The sequence below is a fragment of the Ensifer aridi genome, assembly GCF_002078505.1.
Taxonomy (GTDB): Bacteria; Pseudomonadota; Alphaproteobacteria; order Rhizobiales; family Rhizobiaceae; genus Sinorhizobium; species Sinorhizobium aridi.
Genome location: NZ_LUAV01000034.1, coordinates 132,557 through 153,038, shown reverse-complemented (window position 1 = coordinate 153,038; position 20,482 = coordinate 132,557). Strand labels below are relative to the sequence as shown.

Genomic DNA, 20,482 nt, shown 5'->3' with positions numbered 1-20,482 from the left:
AATGCGTCCGCTTGCAGCCATCGGCAACGTCAATGTCGACCTCATCCTCGGTCCCGCCGAGCCCTGGCCGAAGGCCGGCACCGAGATCATCGTCGATCACGACGAGCTGCGCGTCGGCGGCTGCGCCGGCAACAACGCGCTTGCCTGGGATTCGCTCGGCGTCGACTACGAGATCGCCGCCAATGTCGGCAACGACCAGTTCGGCGCCTGGCTGAAGGAGGCCTTCGGCGAACGGTCCCGCGATTGGCCGGTGGAAGCCGTCGGCACAACGCTTTCGGTCGGCATCACCCACCCCGACGGCGAGCGCACCTTCTTTACGACCCGAGGTCACCTGCCGCTCTTCAGCTTTCAAGAAGTGCTCTCGATGCTCGACGGAAACCGGCTCGGCGGCGGCTATGCGCTGCTCTCCGGCTCGTTCCTGACCGATGCGCTGACGCTCGCCTATGACGAGCTTTTCAATTGGGCGGACGAGCACGAAGTCGCCGTGGCACTCGACACGGGCTGGCCGATCGAGGGTTGGACGGAGGCGAACAGGCTCAAGACTCTGAGCTGGTTGAAGCGCTGTCATTGCGCGCTTTTCAACGAGGTGGAGACGACCATGCTGACGGGGCAATCCGATCCGGCCGAGGCGGCAGCCAGGTTAAAGGGCGCGATGGCGGCCGATGCGATCGTCGTTGTCAAACGCGGTCCGCAGGGCGCGCTTGCGCTCGCCGCGGACGGGCAGGCGTTTTCCGTCGCAGCACCGCGGGTCAAGGTCGTCGATACGATCGGCGCCGGCGATGTCTTCAATGCCGGCTTTCTGGCGGCGCTTGCCGCCGGCATGCCGCTCGAAGCCTGCCTCAGGACCGGCGTCGCCGTCGCCTCAGAGGCGATTTCCACGCTGCCGCGCAGCTATGGCAAACCCCTTTCTGCCTTTATCGAAGAAAGTCAGCGATGAGCGCACTCGAGATCCGCAGCATCCACAAGCGCTATGGCGAGGTGGAAACCTTGAAAGGCATCGACATCGCACTCGATAGCGGCGAGTTCCTGGTGCTGCTCGGCTCGTCCGGCTGCGGCAAGTCCACGCTTCTGAACATCATCGCCGGACTGGCCGAACCGAGCGGCGGCGACATCCTGATCGGCGAGCGCTCCGTCCTCGGGGTCCATCCCAAGGATCGGGACATCGCGATGGTGTTCCAGTCCTACGCGCTCTACCCGAACATGAGCGTCGCCCGCAACATCGGCTTCGGACTCGAGATGCGCAAGGTACCGCCGGCCGAGCGCGAGAAGGCGGTGCGTGAGACGGCGAAACTGCTCCAGATCGAGAATCTGCTTGAGCGCAAACCGAGCCAGCTTTCCGGCGGCCAGCGCCAGCGCGTCGCCATCGGCCGGGCGCTGGTGCGCAATCCGCAAGTCTTCCTCTTCGATGAGCCGCTCTCCAATCTCGACGCCAAACTCAGGATGGAGATGCGCACCGAACTCAAGCGCCTGCACCAGATGTTGAAGACCACCATCGTCTACGTCACCCATGACCAGATCGAAGCGATGACGCTCGCAACCCGCATCGCCGTCATGCGCGACGGCCGGATCGAACAGCTCGGCACGCCCGAAGAGATCTATGACCGGCCCGAGACACTCTATGTCGCCGGCTTCGTCGGCTCACCGCCAATGAACATCCTTGACGCCGAGGTGACCGGACGTGGGCTGAAGCTCGACGGTTGCGAGGAAATCCTTCCGCTGCCGGCGAGCTTCAAAAGCGCCGCCGCGGGGCGACCTGTCAAGGTCGGCATCCGGCCGGAAGTCCTGCGGCTCGCGGCCGACTCACCGGGCCCGAGATTGATGGCGCGTGTGGAGGTCGTAGAGCTGACGGGGCCGGAACTCGTGACCACGGCAATAGTCGGTAAACAGCGCATCATCGCGTCCCTACCACCGCGCACGGCGCTGAGCATGGGATCAACTCATGCCTTCACCTTTGACGAGGCCGCGCTGCATCTCTTCGATCCGGGCAGCGGCCGCTCGCTTCGAGCAGCATAACCGCCGTCTTCGGCTTTGACTGCAGCAGTCAGCGGCCTGAGGCGGTCCGCGCCGCCGACGCGTGATCCTGCCGGTAGCCGAGCTTCTCCGATAGCTCGCTCGCCCCATCGATCAGCACGCGAAGATAGGTCTCCCGATTGCGCAGACCGTCCTCCTTCGGTGCGACGAGGCAGAGCGTCGCGACGCAGATCCCTTCCGCGTCACAGACGGGCACGGCAAAGCAGTGAGTGAAGCTGTCGACGATGCTGTTGAAGGTGAAATAGCCATCCTTCTTGGCCTGACGGACCTGGGCGATGAACTCGGATGGATCGAGGCGCCTGCCGCTCGGCAGCACGAAATCCTCTTCAGGGATGAAGGCCAGTATCTCCTCGTCGTTCATATGGTCGACGAGGAGGCGGCCCGAGGCGGTCCACGGGATCGCAACCGGCTCACCGATATTGGTGGAGATGCGGAACGGGCGGTTGCCCTCGTTCATCAGCACGACGGCATATTTGTTGCCTTCGAGCTGGCACATCTGGGCCGTTTCACGCGTTTCTTCGGCGATTCGGGCCAGCAAATGCTCGCACTCGCGCATGAGGTCGAACTGCTCGGCATAAGCCGCGCCGAGGAAATAGAGCTTGCGGCCGAGAAAGACGCGGCCGTCATCGCCGCGGTATTCTATCACGCCTTGGCGGAGCAGCAGATTGACAAGTTCATAGACCGAAGATCGCGGCGCGCCGATGCCTTGCGCGATCTCGTTCGGGCGCAATGGTTGACGCTGCAGACGCAGATAGTCGAGTATCTCGAAGGCCCGATCGAGCCCCCGCGCCCTGCGATTGATGGTATCTGCCGCTTCCGCCATCGCATCCTCGATGTCAATTCGTGAAGGCCCGTTCAGATGCGGGCCGGATTCACCTCATTTAACCTTGTAGGCGACGCAGTCAACTTCGACCTTGCAGTCGACCATCATGCGCGATTGAACGCAGGCGCGCGCCGGCGGATGCTTGCCGAAATATTCCGCATAAACACCGTTGAAGGTCCAGAAGTCGCGCGGATCGTCGAGCCAGACGCCGACACGGACGACGTCTTCGAGGCCATAGCCCGCCTCATTGAGGATGGCGATCATGTTCTCGATCGCCTTGCGGCTCTCGGCAACGATGCCGCCGGCGATGATCTCGCCCTTTTCCATGGCGACCTGCCCCGAAACATAAAGCCAGCCGTTCGCCTCGACGGCGCGCGCAAAGGGCAAGGGCTGCTTGCCCGCACCGGTTTCGCCCGTTCCATAACGCTTGATCGTCACAATACACTCCACTTCTTCATCGCACGGTTTGTTTAGTTGAACGTCGAGGTCTTCAGAAATTCCGCCAGCCGCTCCGTCTTGGGCTTCAGGAACATTTCGCGAGGATCGCCCTCCTCGCCGATGCGCCCTTGGTTCATGAAGATCACCCGGGACGACACCTCATAGGCAAAGCGCATCTCGTGGGTGACGATGAGCATACTCATGCCGTCCTCGGCGAGCCCCTTGATCACCTGCAGCACCTCGTTGACGAGTTCGGGATCGAGCGCCGAGGTCACCTCGTCGAAGAGCATCAGCTTGGGATTCATGGCGATGGCGCGCGCGATCGCGACGCGTTGCTGTTGGCCGCCTGAAAGCTGGCCCGGATAGTGATCCTTGCGCGAGAGCAGGCCGACGCGGTCGAGCCATTTCTCCGCCAGTCCCCTCGCCTCGTCGCGGCTCATCTTCTTCACCTTGACGAGCCCCAGCATGACATTGCCTGCCGCGGTCATATGCGGGAAAAGGTTGAACTGCTGGAAGGCCATGCCGGTGAGCGCGCGCTGGCGGGCGATCTCCCGCTCCGGCTTGCGGCGCCGCACGCCGCCCACCGTCTCGTAGCCGATTTCCTGGCCGTCGATCGAGATCGTGCCGCCCTGGAACTCTTCCAGCATGTTGATACAGCGAAGCATCGTCGTCTTGCCGGAGCCACTGGAGCCGATGATGCTGATCACCTCACCCTGGCGCATAGAGCAATCGACGCCCTTCAGCACCTCGACCGTGCCGTAGCGCTTGTGAAGATCGCGGATTTCAAGAAGATTGGTCATCAGATTGCGAAGCCTCACGACGGAACGGCGGTCTTGCGCTCGACGTAACGACCGAAGCGCTCGATGCCGTAATTGATGACGAAATAGAGGAAGCCTGCGAAGAAATAGAATTCGAGGCTCATGAAGGTGCGCGAGATCACTTCCTGCGTGCGCAGGAGCAACTCGCCGACGCCGATGATCGAAAGCAGTGTCGAGGCCTTGACCATCTCGGCCGCCGTGTTGACCCAGGCGGGCAGCGCCTGGCGCAGCGCCTGTGGCCCAAGCACATAGGCGAAGGTCTGCGGAAAGGTGAGCCCGATCGCCTTCGCGGCCTCGGTCTGGCCCTTGGGGATCGCCTGCAGCGCACCGCGCACCAGTTCGCCGACATGTGAACTGCAGAAGACGGCAAGCGCCAGCACGCCTGCCTGGAACGGGCCGAGATCGATACCGACGGTGCTCAACACATAGTAGCTCGCAAGCACCAGCACGAGCACCGGCGTGCCGCGGATGAAGTCCGTATAACCCCGCACCAGCCACTGAACCGGCCTATAAGCATAGACGAGTGCCAGTCCGACGAAGATGCCGAGGACCGTACCGGCCACAATCGAGAGAAGTGAAATCGAGATCGATACGCCGAGGCCCTTGAGGAGCGGAATGCGGGCGACCCAGAGCTGATCGAGAAAACCGAAATCCATGGCGATCACCTCGGCACGGCGAGACGCCGCTCGACGGCCCGCATCAGCGCGGCCAGCAGCGAACAGGTTGCGACATAGAGACAGCTTGCCACGATCCAGGTCTCGATCACGCGGAAGGTCTCGACATTGATCTTGCGCGCCTCGAAGGTCAGTTCCGGCACGGCGATCGCGGCCGCAAGCGACGTGTCCTTGAAGAGCGAGATCATCGTGCTGCCGAGCGACGGCAGAACGTTGCGCAGCATCAGCGGAATGATGATGGAGGTGCGGATCTGCATTTCGCTAAGCCCGATCGCGAGCCCCGCCTCGCGCTGCCCCGGCGGTATGGCGATGAGGCCACCGCGGAACACTTCGGCGAGATAGGCGCCGGAATAGATCGCGAGCGTCACCACGAAGCTCTCGATCTTGCCGAGGCGCACACCGAGTTCGGGAAGGGCGAAATAGCTGAAGAGCACGAGAACGAGGATCGGCGTGTTGCGGATAATCGTGACATAGAGACCGGCGGGCTTGCGCAGCACGACGCTCTTCGACACGAGCCCGAAGGCGGTGATCAAGCCGATCACACAACCGGCGAGAATCGCGACCAACGCCAGCCCGAGACTGAGCGCCAACCCCTGCAAAAGAAGGTCGAACGAGCGCCAGACAGCCGCGAAGTTCAATGAATAGGTCATGGACGTGCCATAGCTTAAGCAAAGCGAAAGGCGGCGCCGCCGACCGGCGGAGCCGCCGATGGGCTTACTTGTACTCGATCGGGAAGCCGATCTGCGGCGGGGTCAAATCCTTGCCGAACCAGGTCTTGAAGGATTTCGCATAGAAATCGAACTCGACGCCGGTCATGGCTTCGTGCAGGGCGGTGTTGACGAAATTCAGCCAATCCTGATCGCCGCGCTTGACGCCGCAGGCATAGGTCTGCGGATTCCAGCCGTGTCCGGCATCCTTGTAGCGGCCGGGGTTCTGGGTCATGTACCAGGCAAGCGAGGATTGATCGGTGGCAGCGGCATCGGCACGGCCGGATTCGAGCGCCTGGTAGATCAGATCCTGGGACTCGTACTGATCGACGGTCGCCTCGGGCAGAGCCGCGTGCACCATGTCTTCCGCATAGACGTTCTGCAGCACCGAAACCGTGACCGAGGAACCTGCCGCCTTCAGCGCCTCGTAGTCGGCATATTTGCCATCGCCCTTCAACATCAGGCCGACGCCTTCGCGATAATAGGGAATGGTGAAAGCTATCTGCTGGGCTCGCTCGCCCGTGACGGTCATGAACTGGCAGGTGATGTCGACTTTGCCGGTGGTGATATTCGGAATGCGGGCATCCGACGACTGGTTGACGAACTCGATCTTCTCCGGATCCCCGAACAGGGCCTTGGCGATGATGCGGCCCATGTCGACGTCGAAGCCCTGCAGCTTGTCCTCGGCGCTCTTGAAGTGCCATGGCGCGTTGGTGCTGCCGGTGCCGAGTATGAGATGGCCGCGGGCCAGAACCTCGTCGAGCTTGCTTGACGGTTGCTGCGCATGGGCGGGCGTGCCGGCCAAGGCTGCCACGGCAAGGCTCGCGGCAATAGCGAATGTCTTGATCATCGGAGATCTCCCCTTTTTCGTTCCCGGTGAATTATAAGTCCACTATATCGGACATACGTCCCGAATACTGGATTGACCTATGAAAGGCCTCGGTGCATAACTTGTCAAGCGGGATCGGCGAGAATCGCCATCTTCGCCTGCCGAGGAGGATTGAGGCCGCATGACCTTGCCGATCGAAACCCCCGCCGTTCTGGTCGATATCGACATCGCGCGGCGCAACATCCGCAGGTTTCAGGACTATGCCGATCGGAACGGCATCGGCGTGCGCCCGCACATAAAGACGCACAAGCTGCCGCAGATGGCCGAACTGCAGCTCGACGCCGGAGCAATAGGCATTACGTGTCAAAAGGTCACCGAAGCGGAGGCGATGGTCGACGGCAGCGCCCGGATCAAGGACGTGCTGATCACCTACAACATGCTCGGGAAAGAAAAGCTCGCGCGTCTCGAAAGGTTGAACGAACGGGTCATCCTCAGCGTGGTGGCGGACAATCAAACTGTCATCGACGGTTTGTCCGTTCACTTCGCCCATGCCGGTAAGCCGCTCACCGTGCTCGTCGAATGCAATACGGGCGCCGACCGTTGCGGCGTCGCGATGCCCGCCGAAGCCGCCACACTTGCCCGCCGGATCTCCGATGCTTCGGGGTTGCGCTTCGGCGGTTTGATGACCTATCCGCCGGCCGACGGCGCGGCCCGGGTACAATCCTTCATGAGCGAGGCGAAGCGGCTGATCGAGGCGGATGGGCTCAAAGTGCCGACCATTACCTCCGGCGGGACTCCGGGCATGATGGAAGCGGCGGAAGCGCCGATCACCACGGAATATCGCCCGGGCACCTATATCTATAACGACCGCTCACTCGTCGTCCGCGGCGTGGCCACATGGGAAAACTGCGCGCTCACCGTGCTTGCGACCGTCGTCTCGGTCCCCGCCGAGAACCGGGCGATCATCGACGCAGGCAGCAAGGTTCTGACCTCGGATCTCCTCGGGCTCAGCGGCTACGGCCATGTTCTCGGCCGCGACGACATCCGGATCGATCAGCTCTCGGAGGAGCACGGCCGCCTCGTGTCGGACGGGCCGATCGGCCTCAAGGTCGGCGAGCAGGTCCGCATCGTTCCGAACCACGCCTGCGTCGTCACCAACATGGTTGACGCCGTGCACGTCCTCGAGGGCGGAAAGCCGAAAGGGCAATGGCCCATCCCCGCCCGCGGCTGCGTCCTTTAATTCTGTTGCTGGACGTTCCCTCGGCATCCAACACGGGCAAGCCGGGCCGCCTCTTTGCGCAGCGGTTACTATCGAGCGACGCATAATTTTAGTGCGTCGCTAAGATACCGTGCTATCTTGCAGGCGGAGTGCGGTTGCCGCGGGGACCTGAGCGGGCAAGGCATTCCAGAAAATACCTAAAGAACGAAATGAGATTTCACGAATTCCGCCCGGCGCGTCATGAGTTTGCGTTGTGGTAGTTGATTAAATTGATAGTTTTATCTGGCAAAGGATGGAGGTCGAGATGAGCTCGAGAACACTTGCCGGAATAATTAAATTAGCCCTCGTGGTCGGAAGCCTACAGCTTGGTTCAGTCGGCCTCGCTTATGCGGATGCGACAATCCTCAATGTTTCCTACGATCCGACACGGGAATTGTACAAGGATTTCAACGCTGCCTTCACCGAAAAGTGGAAGGCCGATACCGGCGAAACGGTGACGATCCAGACGTCGCATGGCGGCTCGGGCAAGCAGGCGCGGTCGGTGATCGACGGCCTGGAAGCGGACGTGGTCACTTTGGCTCTCGAAGCCGACATCGACGCGATCGCCACAGCAACCGGCAAGATCCCCGCCGACTGGAAAGGCCGGCTGGAGAACAACAGCTCTCCCTACACATCGACGATCGTCTTTCTCGTCCGCAAGGGCAACCCGAAAAGCATCAAGGATTGGGGTGACCTCACCAAGGAAGGCATCCAGGTGATCACGCCGAACCCGAAGACCTCCGGCGGCGCCCGTTGGAACTTCCTCGCCGCCTGGGCCTGGGCCCGCGCCGCCAACAACGGCGACGATGCCAAGGCACAGGAATACGTCGCTCAGCTCTTCAAGCATGTTCCGGTCCTCGACACCGGCGCCCGTGGCGCAACGACGACCTTCGTCCAGCGCGGCCTCGGCGACGTACTTCTCGCCTGGGAAAACGAGGCCTACCTATCGCTGGAAGAGCTCGGGCCCGACAATTTCGAGATCATCACCCCGTCGATTTCGATCAAGGCGGAGCCGCCCGTTGCACTTGTCGACGGCAATGTCGACAGCAAGGGCACGCGCAAGGTGGCCGAAGCCTACCTCAACTACCTCTACAGCGATGTCGGGCAGAAGATCGCCGCCAAACACTATTATCGCCCCTTCAAGCCGGAGGCTGCCGACCCCGCGGACATCGCCCGCTTCGCCGAGGTGAAACTCGTCACTATTGACGAATTCGGCGGCTGGAAGGAAGCTCAGCCGAAGTTCTTCGCCGACGGCGGAGTTTTCGATCAGATCTACAAGCCGGGACAATAGTACTTCATGGCCTCTCGCAGCAGCACGCGATGGCGGTTTCGGCAGCCGAGTGTCATTCCGGGTTTCGGTCTGGCGCTCGGCGTCACACTGGCTTGGCTCACCCTCATCGTACTCATCCCCATATCCGGCCTGATCTGGCGCTCAAGCGGCCTCGGATGGTCGAAATTCATCGAGCTGACGCTCGATCCGCGCACCGTCAACGCGCTTACGATCAGCTTCGGCACGGCCTTCATTGCGGCCGTCGTCAATCTCTTCTTCGGCGTCATCCTCGCCTGGGCACTCGTGCGCTATCGCTTTCCGGGCAAGCGTGTGATCGACGCCATGGTCGATCTACCCTTCGCGTTGCCAACAGCCGTGGCCGGCATTGCGCTGACGGCACTTTATGCGCCGAACGGCTGGATCGGGTCGCTGCTCGAACCGCTCGGCATCAAGATCGCGTTCACACCGGCCGGCATCGTCGTGGCGCTCATCTTCGTCGGTCTGCCCTTCGTGGTCCGCACAGTCCAGCCGATCATGGAAGAGATCGACAAGGAGGTCGAGGAAGCGGCGGCGACCCTCGGCGCCAACCGCTTCCAGACGATCAGCCGGGTCCTGTTGCCTGGCTTGCTGCCGGCCGGTCTCACCGGCTTCGCTCTCGCCTTCGCCCGCGGCGTCGGTGAATACGGTTCGGTAATCTTCATCGCCGGCAATCTGCCGTATGTTTCGGAGATTGCGCCGCTGTTGATCATCATCCGCCTCGAGGAGTTCAACTACGCGGCAGCGACGGCGATCGCGTCGGTGATGCTGCTTCTGTCCTTCTTCATGCTACTGGTCATCAACATGATCCAGGCTTGGAGCAGAGGGAGGTACGGCTATGGCTCATGATGCCGGCTCCGCGTCGATCACGGCGCCATCCAGGGCAATCGAGGCGGCAACGTCGGAGACGCGACTTGCCCGCGCGATGTTGATCGCCGTCGCACTCGGCTTCGTCGTGCTCTTCCTTCTCCTGCCGCTCACCACCGTCTTCATCGAGGCCTTCCGCAAAGGACCGGCAGAATTCCTGGCAGCTCTCCGGGACCCCGAAACCTTTTCGGCCATCCTGCTGACGCTCACGGTCGCGGGGATCGCCGTGCCGCTCAACCTCACCTTCGGCGTGGCGGCCGCCTGGGCGATCGCCAAGTTCGAGTTCAAGGGCAAGGCGTTCCTGACGACGCTGATCGACCTGCCGTTTTCCGTATCGCCGGTCATTTCGGGCCTCGTCTTCGTGCTGCTCTTCGGAGCCAACAGCGCGCTCGGCCCCATCCTCCAGAGCTACGGCATCCAGATTCTCTTTGCCGTCCCGGGCCTCGTGCTCGCCACGGTCTTTGTGACCTTTCCCTTCGTCGCCCGCGAACTGATCCCGCTGATGCAAGAGCAGGGGACGAGTGATGAAGAAGCGGCGCTCTCCTTGGGGGCGACCGGCTGGCAGACTTTCTGGCACGTGACGCTACCGAACATCAAATGGGGCCTGCTATACGGGGTACTGCTCTGCAACGCCCGCGCCATGGGCGAGTTCGGCGCCGTCTCGGTCGTTTCCGGCCATATTCGCGGTCAGACGAACACGATGCCGTTGCAGGTCGAAATCCTCTATAATGAATACAACTTCGTCGCCGCCTTTGCGGTGGCGGCACTCCTTGCGCTTCTGGCGCTGGTAACGCTCGTTTTGAAGACGGCACTTGAACTTCGCTACAGCGACGAGATCGCTGCCAGCCGCAGGCATTGAAAGGCCAGACACCAATGGAAGTCCGCGTCCAGAACATACGCAAGGAATTCGGCCGCTTCCCGGCGCTCGAAGACGTTTCCCTCGACATCCGGTCCGGTGAACTGATCGCCCTTCTCGGTCCCTCCGGCTCGGGAAAGACAACCCTGCTGCGACTGGTGGCCGGTCTTGAGAGCCCGACCGAGGGCATGATCTTCTTCGGCGAACAGGATGCATCGAGAAAGAGCGTGCAGGAGCGAAACATCGGTTTCGTCTTCCAGCACTACGCCCTGTTCCGTCACATGACGGTGCTCGACAATGTCTCCTTCGGGCTCAAAGTGCGGCCGTCCAACCGCCGCCCGCCCGCCGCTGAGATCCGCCGTCGCGCACTCGACCTCATCGATCTCGTGCAGCTCTCCGGTCTCGAGAAGCGCTACCCGGGCCAGCTTTCCGGCGGTCAACGGCAGCGCGTGGCGCTTGCCCGCGCCATGGCGGTCGAACCGAACGTGCTGCTTCTCGACGAGCCCTTCGGCGCACTCGACGCGCAGGTACGCAAGGAGCTCCGGAAGTGGCTGCGCGAGATCCACGACCGCACCGGCCACACTACGATCTTCGTGACCCACGATCAGGAAGAGGCGCTGGAGCTTGCCGACCGCGTGGTCGTCATGAGCAAGGGCGCCATCGAGCAGGTCGGCACCCCCGACGAGATCTACGATCACCCGGTCTCGCCGTTCGTCTACGGCTTCATCGGCCAGTCGAACTGTCTCAACGTCACGCTTGCCAATGGCGAGATCTGGTTCGAGGACCGGCCAATCGGTCTCCGCGCCGCGAACGAGCCCGACGGCACCGCAACCCTCTACTTCCGCCCGCACGACATCGAACTGATCGACGGCTGCGGCGGCTGTCTTGCCGGCCTCGTCACGGCCAGCCGGCGCGTGGCCGGCACCCGCCACCTCGAACTCGATCTCGGGCGAGCCCACCCTTCCGTGGAGATCGAGCTGCCGCCGGAGCGCGCGACCTCGACCGATCACACCCGCGTCGCCTTCCGACCGACGAAGTGGAAGCTCTTCCGCAAGGAGGAGAAGCGGGGCGCGGCGCAGCAGAGGGTAGAGACGCCGGCAGCCGAACTCGCGCGCACCGGGACCTGAGAACACGCGCCCTCCCGCCGCCCTAGTCTGCTGATTTCGTTCTCCCGAGTTTGCCCTTAAATTCGCCCCGCACCCCAGCCCTCTCCCCGCAAGCGCAGCGGGCGCCGCCAACCCTTTGTCTCGCTTGCGCGGAGAAGGGGCGGCAGGCGGATGAGGAGCGCGCCCGGATCGCGGTTTCACTTAGCTCTAATGCTAGAGCCACGACGCCGGCGAGTTCGGCAACCGGCCTTCCGGATCGATGACGTCGAGGCTCGGCCCGTCGCGACCGTTCCAGCGCCAGAGGGCGACGCAGGTGCCGCCCGGCGACATGAACGAGGGATAGATCACACCGTAAAACCCGCGGGAGGCGAGATCCACTTGCGTTCTATGCGTCTGCGGCACGGCACCTCGATCAAGTTCGTCGCGCCACTCGCAGCGGTGGATGGTCTCGTCGACACCAAGTTCCGCAAGCGCGCCGGCATCCGTCAGGTCCGCCAGCTTCGCATCGCGAAGCTCGAGCTGCACGATCAGCGCCGGGTGCTGCACGAAACCCTGATTATATTCGGCCCAGGCGGTTGAAAGTTCGCGCGCGGCGTAGATCGTCGGCGTGCCGATCGGGTTCCACCGGCCGCCGAAGCGGGCGGCACCCTCGCCGGAAAGCGGCATGTGGGCCCAGCGCGGCACGAAGGCGCGCCAGAGGGTTATCGAGTTGGCTTTCGAGCCAGAGCGGGACGCGGACGGAAGACCGCTTACACTTCTCCTCATTCGCTAGGCGTAGACGCCGGCGCGGATCGCCTCGAGGTAGGCGAGAACCTTGTCGGCTTTGCCTTCGCCGACGAGATCATATGCCGTCTTGCCGGCCCAGCCGGGGATCGGCTGATGCTTGAACCAGATGACGGCGCGAGCCTCGTCGCCCGCCATTTCGGATGCCATAGCGAGGATGCGGACGACCTTACTCAAGGCACTGTCGACCTTTCGAATGCCGGACTTTGCCGTCAACGTGTTGCGCGCGACACCAATGAGCTTGGCCAGCTCGGCAAGCGTAATACCCAGCCTATCGGCAACCAGCCGCGCCGACAGAAACGGAGAATGACCGTCCCCGAAACGCGCGGCAGGAATCTGGAAATCGATGGCCATCATGAACTCTTCCCTGTTTTGATCAGGAGATCATAAATCTAGGTTCAATTTCCAGTCAATTCAAGCGCAATCCGCGATCATGCGCGCCAGGAAGGTTCGCGGCGCTCGAAGAAGGCGGAAACCCCTTCGCGGGCTTCTTCCGTTTCCCAGGTATCGGCAAGCTGCTCGATCGTGGCGGCAATGACCGCATCGGTGATGGGCGTGCCGAGCGATCGAGCAAGGCGCTTGGCGCGGCCGGCTGCTCCGGGGGCAGCGGTCAGAAAAGACGCGACCTCCGCCTCGACGGCAGCGTCAAGAGAAGCGACGTTCACAACCATCGACACCAACCCGGCGGTTTTCGCTTCTTCGGCCCCAAAAATCCGCGCGGACATGAATAGCGGCCGCGCCCTTGCCTCACCGATCCGGGCAATGACATAGGGGCTGATCGTCGCCGGGATCAGCCCGAGGCGCGCTTCGGTCAGTCCGAACTTTGCACCATGCTCGGCGACAACCGCATCGCATACGCTGATCAGCCCCACCCCACCGCCGAAGGCGTTGCCATGGATGCGTGCGATCAGCGGTTTCGGCATCTCGTTCAACGCTTTGAACATCATCGCCAGCCGCGTCGCCTCCGCGATCCGCGTCGGCCTGTCTGCCGCGAATTGTTGCCGCATCCATTCCAGATCGCCGCCGGCGCAGAAGCTCTTGCCCTCCGCCTCGAGAATGACCGCCCGTACGGTCGCATCGGATCCAAGCCGGCCGGCCACGTCCGTGAGTTCGCTGATCATAAGAGCAGAGAGGGCATTGTGTTTTTCCGGACGCGCAACCGTCAGCCGGGCGACGCCCCGGTCGTCGATCGCATAGCGGATTGTCTGCAACTTCATGCCGCGCTCCTCAGGGATCGTGCGAAACGAGCGGCTCGCGCGAGCTTTTCGGCGTCAAGTCCGGTGGAAAATCCCCTCGCCTTGAGAAAGGCGTTCACCGCAAGCGTGTCGACGTTGCCTGCCGCGCCCGGCGCATAGGGGCAGCCGCCGAGACCGCCGGCGGACGCATCGAACGCTCTGAGGCCTCGCTCCAGCGCGACCGCGATATTCTCGAGTGCCCGCCCTGACGTGTCATGAAAGTGTCCCGCAAGCTTTGTCGCGACAATCTCGTCGAGTACGGCCGAAAGCATGGCATCGACCGCCTCCGGCGTGCCGCGCCCGATCGTGTCGCCGAGACTGATCTCGTAACAGCCGAGATCGGCAAGCAACCGCGCCACGCGGGCGGCCGCAGCCGGCGCGATCGCACCCTCATAGGGGCATTCGACAACGCAGCTCACATAGCCACGCAGAGGAATGCGATGATTGCGGGCGGCCTCGGCGACCGGTCGAAACCGTTCGATGCTCTCGGCGATCGAGCAGTTGATGTTCTTCTCCGAGAAGCTTTCGGAGGCGGAGGCGAAGATCGCCACCTCGTCGACATGCACCGCACGCGCGGCCTCGAAGCCCCGCATGTTCGGCGTCAGCGCCGCATAGCGCGTGCCCGGACGCCGTGCGATGCCGGCCATGACGGCCGGCGCATCGGCCATTTGCGGCACCCAGCGGGGGCTCACGAAGCTCGTCACCTCGATGCGCTCGTAACCGCAATCGGAGAGCAGGTCGACGAGCCTGATCTTGTCCTCGGTGTCGACGAGCCGGGACTCGTTCTGCAGGCCATCGCGAGGCGCCACTTCGACGATCGTCACATGCCCGCTTGCCGGCGGCGTCATTGCGCAGCCTCCTCCATGAGCGTTACCAGCACCGTGCCCTCGCTGACCTGCGCCCCCTCCGCCACGTGCACGCTTGCCACCGTTCCCTCGCGCGACGCCGCAAGCGTCAGCTCCATCTTCATCGCCTCCATGACGACGAGCGGCTGTCCCTTGCTGACCGCCTCGCCGGCACCGACGCGCACCAGCTTCACCAGCCCCGGCATGGGCGCGATCAGCTCGTCGTCGGCGATCTCACTGCCATGCCCGCCGGTCAGCGCGTCCGGCAGGTGGAAAACCAGATTCCGCCCATTGTGGAAAAGCGTCAATGTATCACCGTCCTTGGCGAAGCGGATCACGCGCTTCTGCCCGGCAACCTCCAGCCGGGCACCATCCTCGAAACGCTCCAGTACCAGGATCGGCAGCGTGCTCGCGCCGGCGCGCACGGCGAACTGATCGCGACCGCGCGCGGCGAGCGTCACGGTCGCACGGCCACCGGCCTGGTCGATCGCGATCGTCCGATGCGCATCGCCCCAGATCTGCCAGGAGCCGAGCGACGACCACGGATCGGCCGAGACAGCCGGAGCCAGCACACCGGTCGAAATGATCGCCGCCAGCGCCAGCGCCTCGTCGTCTGGCACGACCGGCGCCGTCAGCCGTTCGATCTCGCGGTCGATCAGCCCCGTATCGGGCCGGCCAGCGCGGAATTCCTGTTCTTCCGTCAAGCGGATCAGGAAATCGAGATTGGTTACGGTTCCGCCGATGCGGCATTTCTTGAGCGCCGCCTGCAGGCGGTTGAGCGCCGCTGACCGGCTCGGGCCGTGCACGATCAGCTTGGCGATCAACGGATCGTAGTAGGTGGTTATCGTGTCGCCCTGGCGCACACCGGAATCGATGCGCGCGCTGCCGTCGGGAAAACTCAGATGCGCCAGCCGGCCGGTTGCCGGCAGGAAGCCGCGACCCGGATCCTCGGCATAGAGCCGAGCCTCGAAAGAGCAGCCCTCAATGCCGATATCAGCCTGCTTTTTCGGCAGGGGCTCGCCGGCCGCGACGCGCAACTGCCATTCGACGAGGTCGATTCCCGTGATCGCCTCGGTCACCGGATGCTCCACCTGCAGCCGCGTATTCATCTCCATAAAATAGAAATGGTCCGGCCAGAGCCCGTTGGTCACGTCGGCGATGAACTCGACCGTGCCGGCGCCGACATAGCCTATCGCCTGCGCTGCCCGTACGGCCGCATCGCCCATGGCACGGCGAACCTCCGCGGTCATGCCCGGCGCAGGCGCCTCTTCGATCACCTTCTGGTGCCGCCGCTGCAGCGAGCAGTCGCGCTCGAAAAGATGAACGATGTTGCCGTGCCGGTCGCCGAAGACCTGTACTTCGATGTGACGCGGCTTCGTCAGATATTTCTCGAGCAATACCGAGCCGTCGCCGAAGGCCGCCTCCGCCTCACGCCGCGCCGCCTCCAGCGCCGCAGCGAAATCCTCCTGCCGCTCGACCCGTCTCATGCCTTTCCCGCCGCCGCCGGCGCGCGCCTTGATGAGGACCGGATAGCCGATCTCGGCCGCCCGCGCGGCAAGGAAGTTCGCGTCCTGTTCTTCGCCATGATAGCCAGGCACGACCGGTACGCCGGCGCTTTCCATCAGCGTCTTGGCCGCGTCCTTAAGGCCCATCGCGCGGATCGCAGCCGGCGTCGGTCCGACAAACACCATGCCAGCATTTTCCACAGCCTCGGCGAATTCGGCATTTTCCGACAGGAAACCGTAGCCGGGGTGGATGGCGTCCGCGCGCATGCTCCTCGCCGCCTCGATGATCCGCCCGATCGCCAGATAGCTTTCGGCAGCCGGCGCCGGCCCGATCCGGATCGCCTCGTCGGCGAGACTTACATGCAACGCATCCCCGTCGACGTCGGAATAGACGGCGACGGTCCGAATGCCGAGCCGCTTCGCGGTGCGGATGATGCGGCAGGCGATTTCACCGCGATTGGCAATCAGGAGTTTTGAAAACATGCGCGTCTTTTCCGATCTATTGCGCTGCAACCACTTCGACTTCCAGGAGCCAGGCGGAATCGAAGATGCCGGTGATCACCACCGTCATCGCCGGCGCATGCGAACCGAGATAGTCGTTGCGGATCTCGCGGTTCGCCATGACGTGATGCCGGTCGGCGAGATAGGTCGTGATCTTGACGATATCGGTCTTCGCCATGCCGGCCGCCTTGAGTTGTGCATCGACGTTCAGCCAGACCTGACGCGCCTGCGCCTCGAAGCCCTCCGGAACGACTTCGTCGGACGGCACCGGAATCTGGCCGCTGACGAAAAGCAGCCGCCGAAATTCCTCGATGCTCACGGCTTGCGAATAGCCGCCGTGCGGCTGCGGCGCGTTCAAGGCATTGATATGGTCGCGCTTCATCTCCAGAGCCCTTCATTACATCCTGAACAGTCCGAAACGCGTCTCCTCGATGGGCGCGTTCAGCGCCGCCGATAGTGAAAGCGCCACCACGTCGCGGCTCTTGCGCGGATCGATCACACCGTCGTCCCAGAGGCGCGCCGATGCGTAGAGCGGGTGGCTCTGGCGCTCGAACAGGTCGAGCACCGGCTGGCGGAAGCGGGCCTCCTCCTCTTCGCTCCAGGGCGTGCCTGCCCGCTTCAAAGCTTCGCCGCGCACGGCCGAGAGCACGCCTGCCGCCTGCTCGCCGCCCATGACCGAGATGCGGCTGTTCGGCCAGGTCCAGAGGAAGCGCGGCGAGAAGGCGCGCCCGCACATACCGTAGTTGCCGGCACCGAACGAGCCGCCGACGAGCATGGTGATCTTCGGTACCTTCACGGTCGCGACCGCCGTCACCAGCTTGGCGCCGTGCTTGGCGATACCCTCGGTCTCGTATTTGCGGCCCACCATGAAGCCGGTGATGTTTTGTAGGAACACGAGCGGGATTCTGCGCTGGGCGCAGAGCTCGACAAAATGCGCACCCTTTACCGCCGACTCCGAAAACAGCACGCCGTTGTTGGCGATAATACCGACGGGGATGCCGTGAATATGGGCGAAGCCGCAGACGAGCGTGGTGCCGAAACGCGACTTGAATTCGTCGAAACGGGAACCGTCGACGATGCGAGCGATCACTTCGCGGATCTCATAGGGTGTCCTGAGATCGGCGGGAACGATCCCCGTGATTTCCTCCGGATCGTAGAGAGGCGGTTCGGGCTTTGCCAGTTCGACCGACCACGGTTTCTCGCGATTCAGCCCCGAAACGGCGCGCCGCGCCAGTGCCAGCGCATGCGCGTCGTCGCGCGCCAGATGATCGGCGACGCCTGAAAGACGCGTGTGCACGTCGGCGCCGCCGAGGTCCTCGGCCGACACCACCTCGCCGGTCGCCGCACGCACCAGCGGCGGCCCGGCGAGAAAGATCGTCCCCTGCTTCTCGACGATGATCGTCTCGTCAGACATGGCCGGCACATAGGCGCCGCCGGCGGTGCAGGAGCCCATCACCACCGCGATCTGAGGAATCCCTGCCGCCGACATGTTCGCTTGATTGTAGAAGATGCGGCCGAAGTGATCACGGTCGGGGAAGACCTCGTCCTGGTTCGGCAGGTTGGCGCCGCCGGAATCGACGAGATAGACGCAGGCAAGCCGGTTCTCGGCGGCGATCTCCTGGGCGCGCAAATGCTTCTTGACGGTCATCGGATAATAGGTGCCGCCTTTAACCGTCGGATCATTGCAGACGATCATGCATTCGCGCCCCGCAATGCGGCCGATGCCGGTGATGAGGCCGGCGCCGGGCGCATCTGCGTTATACATGCCGTGCGCGGCGGTGGCGCCGATCTCGAGAAAGGGGGTGCCGGGATCGATGAGCGAGGCGACCCGGTCGCGGGGCAGGAGCTTGCCGCGGCTGACGTGTCGTTCGCGCGCCGTATCACCGCCGCCGGCGGCAGCCAACCGCACCGCCTCTTCGACCGTCGAGATCGACTCCGCCATCGCAGCGCGGTTCGCCTTGAACACATCCGAGGATGGCGAGATGTGCGATCGCAATATTGTCATGGTCCCCCCAACCCTGCCCGGCAACCGCCTGTGTTTCAGCTACTTGGTCTCGGCGAAAAGCTCCCGGCCGATCAGCATCCGGCGGATCTCGCTCGTGCCGGCGCCGATCTCATAGAGCTTGGCGTCGCGCAGCAGGCGCCCGGCCGGATAGTCATTGGTGTAGCCGTTGCCGCCGAGCGCCTGTATCGCCTCGAGCGCCATGGCCGTCGCCCTCTCCGCCGCATAGAGGATGCAACCGGCAGCATCCTTGCGCGCCGTCTCCCCACGGTCGCATGCCGCCGCTACGGCGTAGACGTAGGCGCGCGCGGCATTCATCGTCACATACATGTCGGCAAGCTTTCCCTGCATCAACTGAAACTCGCCGATCGGCTGCCCGAACTGCTTGCGCTCATGGAGATAGGGGACGACGACATCGAGGCAAGCGGCCATGATGCCGAGCGGCCCGGCCGAAAGCACCACCCGCTCGTAGTCGAGACCGGACATCAGCACCTTGACGCCCTCACCGACGGCGCCGAGCACGTTCTCCTCCGGCACCTCGCAATCGCTGAAGATGAGTTCCGAGGTGTTCGAACCGCGCATGCCGAGCTTGTCGAGCTTCGGGCCGGGCGAGAAGCCGGGAAAAGTCTTCTCGACAAGGAAGGCGGTGATGCCGCGGGGGCCCGCCGCCGGATCGGTCTTGGCGTAGACCACCAGCACGTCAGCGTCGGGGCCGTTCGTGATCCACATCTTGTTGCCATTCAGGAGATAACGGTCGCCGCGCTTCTCCGCCCGGAGCTTCATCGAGACGACATCCGAGCCGGCGTTTGGCTCCGACATGGCAAGCGCGCCCACATGTTCGCCGGAGATCAGCTTCGGCAGATATTTGCCCTTGTGCGCCGGGCTGCCGTTGCGGTTGATCTGGTTGACGCAGAGATTGGAATGGGCGCCGTAGCTCAAACCCATCGACGCGGAAGCACGGCTGATCTCCTCCATCGCGACGCAATGGGCGAGATAGCCAAGTCCGGCGCCGCCATAGGCCTCGTCGGCGGTGATGCCGAGAAGGCCGAGTTCCCCCATCTCCCGCCAAAGCGGCATCGGAAAGGCATTGCTGCGATCCGCTTCGTCGGCAAGCGGAGCTATGCGCTCGGATGCAAAACGGTGCACGCTCTCGCGCAGCGCGTCGATCTCCTCGCCCAGCGCGAAGTTCAATCCACCCTGAAACATTCCATTCTCCTCCCGACATCCCTGCCCGCGATCTCCTCATCGCCGTGGCAGGAACGAAACGAACGCGCGCCAACATGTTACCGCCGCGCTGCCCTTGTCGCGAACGATAACATCGCCGCCGGCTAATTTCCTTCCAAAGAGCCGGGCCGCCAAGCACGATGTGCAAAGACGGACGCTTGCGTGCGTCGAGAAGAATGCGTCGGGTCAGATCGATCCATGGCCCAGAGCCGGCCCTGCCCGGCTCATACCGCTATCGCGATCTCCATTTCCACGACGAGGTTTCGGGGGAAGACTACAGCCGCCCGAGCCCGGCGAGTGCCTCGCGGACGATGGTTTCCAGCGGCTGGGCGATATCGACGGCAACCGCATTTTCCTCCCCCGTCGGGTCCTCCAACGTCGCGAGTTGCGTCTGCAGCAGTGAGGTTGGCATGAAATGACCGGAGCGGTGACGCATGCGCTCGGCGAGCACGGCCTCGCTGCCGTGCAGAAATACAAAGGCGAGGCCCTTCGACGCGCTTTCGCGAAGCTTCTGCCTATAGCTGCGTTTCAGCGCGGAACAGGCAACGACGACGGACGACGGGCTCTCCGCCAGCCGCTGCCCGATCGCCGCCAGCCACGGCCAGCGGTCATCGTCGGTAAGGGGTATGCCCTCCGACATTTTCCTGATGTTTTCCGGCGGATGCAACGCGTCG

General features: G+C 63.4%; 21 protein-coding genes and 1 pseudogene. 7 read left to right on the top strand and 15 right to left on the bottom strand.

What is annotated here, in order from left to right; all coding sequences use genetic code 11:
- The first annotated feature begins 1 nt into the window (after window position 1).
- Together AYK65_RS25655 and AYK65_RS25650 are read left to right on the top strand one after the other, a co-directional pair.
- On the top strand, window positions 2–937 hold the full coding sequence (locus AYK65_RS25655) for a PfkB family carbohydrate kinase (protein WP_026616588.1): 936 nt from the start codon (window positions 2–4) through the stop codon (window positions 935–937).
- Window positions 934–2,013, top strand: coding sequence for an ABC transporter ATP-binding protein (locus AYK65_RS25650; RefSeq protein ID WP_081161842.1), 1,080 nt, complete (start codon window positions 934–936; stop codon window positions 2,011–2,013). The genes AYK65_RS25655 and AYK65_RS25650 overlap by 4 nt, the downstream gene beginning before the upstream one ends.
- Before the next feature lie 28 nt (window positions 2,014–2,041).
- On the opposite strand, the gene AYK65_RS25645 is transcribed toward AYK65_RS25650, so the two are convergent.
- The 6 genes from AYK65_RS25645 to AYK65_RS25620 form a co-directional block, all read right to left on the bottom strand.
- Window positions 2,042–2,854, bottom strand: a complete 813-nt coding sequence (locus tag AYK65_RS25645) for an IclR family transcriptional regulator (RefSeq protein WP_081161839.1) — start codon at window positions 2,852–2,854, stop codon at window positions 2,042–2,044.
- Window positions 2,855–2,908: 54 nt separating this feature from the next.
- Window positions 2,909–3,292 (bottom strand): RidA family protein, encoded by a 384-nt coding sequence (locus AYK65_RS25640; protein ID WP_026616585.1) that lies wholly within the window; start codon window positions 3,290–3,292, stop codon window positions 2,909–2,911.
- Window positions 3,293–3,324: 32 nt separating this feature from the next.
- Window positions 3,325–4,092, bottom strand: a complete 768-nt coding sequence (locus AYK65_RS25635) for an amino acid ABC transporter ATP-binding protein (RefSeq protein WP_026616584.1) — start codon at window positions 4,090–4,092, stop codon at window positions 3,325–3,327.
- Between the two features lie 14 nt (window positions 4,093–4,106).
- Window positions 4,107–4,766, bottom strand: coding sequence for an amino acid ABC transporter permease (locus AYK65_RS25630; RefSeq protein ID WP_026616583.1), 660 nt, complete (start codon window positions 4,764–4,766; stop codon window positions 4,107–4,109).
- A gap of 5 nt (window positions 4,767–4,771) precedes the next feature.
- The gene (locus AYK65_RS25625; RefSeq protein WP_026616582.1) at window positions 4,772–5,434 is read right to left on the bottom strand and encodes an amino acid ABC transporter permease; all 663 of its coding nucleotides are present in this window, start codon (window positions 5,432–5,434) and stop codon (window positions 4,772–4,774) included.
- A 64-nt stretch (window positions 5,435–5,498) separates the two neighbouring features.
- Window positions 5,499–6,341, bottom strand: coding sequence for a transporter substrate-binding domain-containing protein (locus AYK65_RS25620; RefSeq protein WP_026616581.1), 843 nt, complete (start codon window positions 6,339–6,341; stop codon window positions 5,499–5,501).
- 160 nt (window positions 6,342–6,501) lie between these two features.
- On the opposite strand from AYK65_RS25620, the gene AYK65_RS25615 reads away from it, so the two are divergent.
- The 5 genes from AYK65_RS25615 to AYK65_RS25595 all read left to right on the top strand — a co-directional run bounded on the left by AYK65_RS25615 (window position 6,502) and on the right by AYK65_RS25595 (window position 11,734).
- Window positions 6,502–7,560, top strand: a complete 1,059-nt coding sequence (locus AYK65_RS25615) for a D-TA family PLP-dependent enzyme (RefSeq protein WP_046117192.1) — start codon at window positions 6,502–6,504, stop codon at window positions 7,558–7,560.
- A 283-nt stretch (window positions 7,561–7,843) separates the two neighbouring features.
- Complete coding sequence (locus AYK65_RS25610) at window positions 7,844–8,869, top strand: sulfate ABC transporter substrate-binding protein (protein ID WP_026616579.1); 1,026 nt, start codon at window positions 7,844–7,846, stop codon at window positions 8,867–8,869.
- A 6-nt stretch (window positions 8,870–8,875) separates the two neighbouring features.
- Window positions 8,876–9,733, top strand: a complete 858-nt coding sequence (cysT, locus tag AYK65_RS25605) for a sulfate ABC transporter permease subunit CysT (RefSeq protein ID WP_081161836.1) — start codon at window positions 8,876–8,878, stop codon at window positions 9,731–9,733.
- Window positions 9,723–10,610, top strand: a complete 888-nt coding sequence (cysW, locus tag AYK65_RS25600) for a sulfate ABC transporter permease subunit CysW (protein WP_026616577.1) — start codon at window positions 9,723–9,725, stop codon at window positions 10,608–10,610. The genes cysT and cysW overlap by 11 nt, the downstream gene beginning before the upstream one ends.
- Window positions 10,611–10,624: 14 nt before the next feature.
- Entirely contained in the window at window positions 10,625–11,734 is a 1,110-nt protein-coding gene (locus AYK65_RS25595; RefSeq protein WP_046117193.1) for a sulfate/molybdate ABC transporter ATP-binding protein, read from the top strand.
- Window positions 11,735–11,926: 192 nt separating this feature from the next.
- Here the strand turns inward: AYK65_RS25595 and AYK65_RS25590 are convergent, their stop codons facing one another.
- The 9 genes and pseudogenes from AYK65_RS25590 to AYK65_RS25550 all read right to left on the bottom strand — a co-directional run.
- Window positions 11,927–12,478: an RES family NAD+ phosphorylase gene (locus AYK65_RS25590; RefSeq protein WP_081161833.1), complete on the bottom strand. Its 552-nt coding sequence runs from the start codon at window positions 12,476–12,478 to the stop codon at window positions 11,927–11,929.
- A gap of 3 nt (window positions 12,479–12,481) precedes the next feature.
- On the bottom strand, window positions 12,482–12,853 hold the full coding sequence (locus AYK65_RS25585) for an MbcA/ParS/Xre antitoxin family protein (RefSeq protein WP_026616574.1): 372 nt from the start codon (window positions 12,851–12,853) through the stop codon (window positions 12,482–12,484).
- Between the two features lie 74 nt (window positions 12,854–12,927).
- Entirely contained in the window at window positions 12,928–13,713 is a 786-nt protein-coding gene (locus tag AYK65_RS25580) for a crotonase/enoyl-CoA hydratase family protein (protein ID WP_081161830.1), read from the bottom strand.
- Window positions 13,710–14,579, bottom strand: coding sequence for a hydroxymethylglutaryl-CoA lyase (locus tag AYK65_RS25575; protein WP_081161827.1), 870 nt, complete (start codon window positions 14,577–14,579; stop codon window positions 13,710–13,712). The genes AYK65_RS25580 and AYK65_RS25575 overlap by 4 nt, the downstream gene beginning before the upstream one ends.
- Complete coding sequence (locus AYK65_RS25570; protein ID WP_026616571.1) at window positions 14,576–16,564, bottom strand: acetyl/propionyl/methylcrotonyl-CoA carboxylase subunit alpha; 1,989 nt, start codon at window positions 16,562–16,564, stop codon at window positions 14,576–14,578. The genes AYK65_RS25575 and AYK65_RS25570 overlap by 4 nt, the downstream gene beginning before the upstream one ends.
- Window positions 16,565–16,580: 16 nt before the next feature.
- Window positions 16,581–16,964 (bottom strand): RidA family protein, encoded by a 384-nt coding sequence (locus AYK65_RS25565; protein WP_081161824.1) that lies wholly within the window; start codon window positions 16,962–16,964, stop codon window positions 16,581–16,583.
- Window positions 16,965–16,979: 15 nt separating this feature from the next.
- Complete coding sequence (locus AYK65_RS25560; RefSeq protein WP_046117196.1) at window positions 16,980–18,587, bottom strand: carboxyl transferase domain-containing protein; 1,608 nt, start codon at window positions 18,585–18,587, stop codon at window positions 16,980–16,982.
- Window positions 18,588–18,626: 39 nt separating this feature from the next.
- Complete coding sequence (locus AYK65_RS25555) at window positions 18,627–19,790, bottom strand: isovaleryl-CoA dehydrogenase (RefSeq protein WP_081161822.1); 1,164 nt, start codon at window positions 19,788–19,790, stop codon at window positions 18,627–18,629.
- Between the two features lie 292 nt (window positions 19,791–20,082).
- Window positions 20,083–20,482 (bottom strand): annotated as a pseudogene (locus AYK65_RS25550) (gluconokinase); the annotation flags it as partial.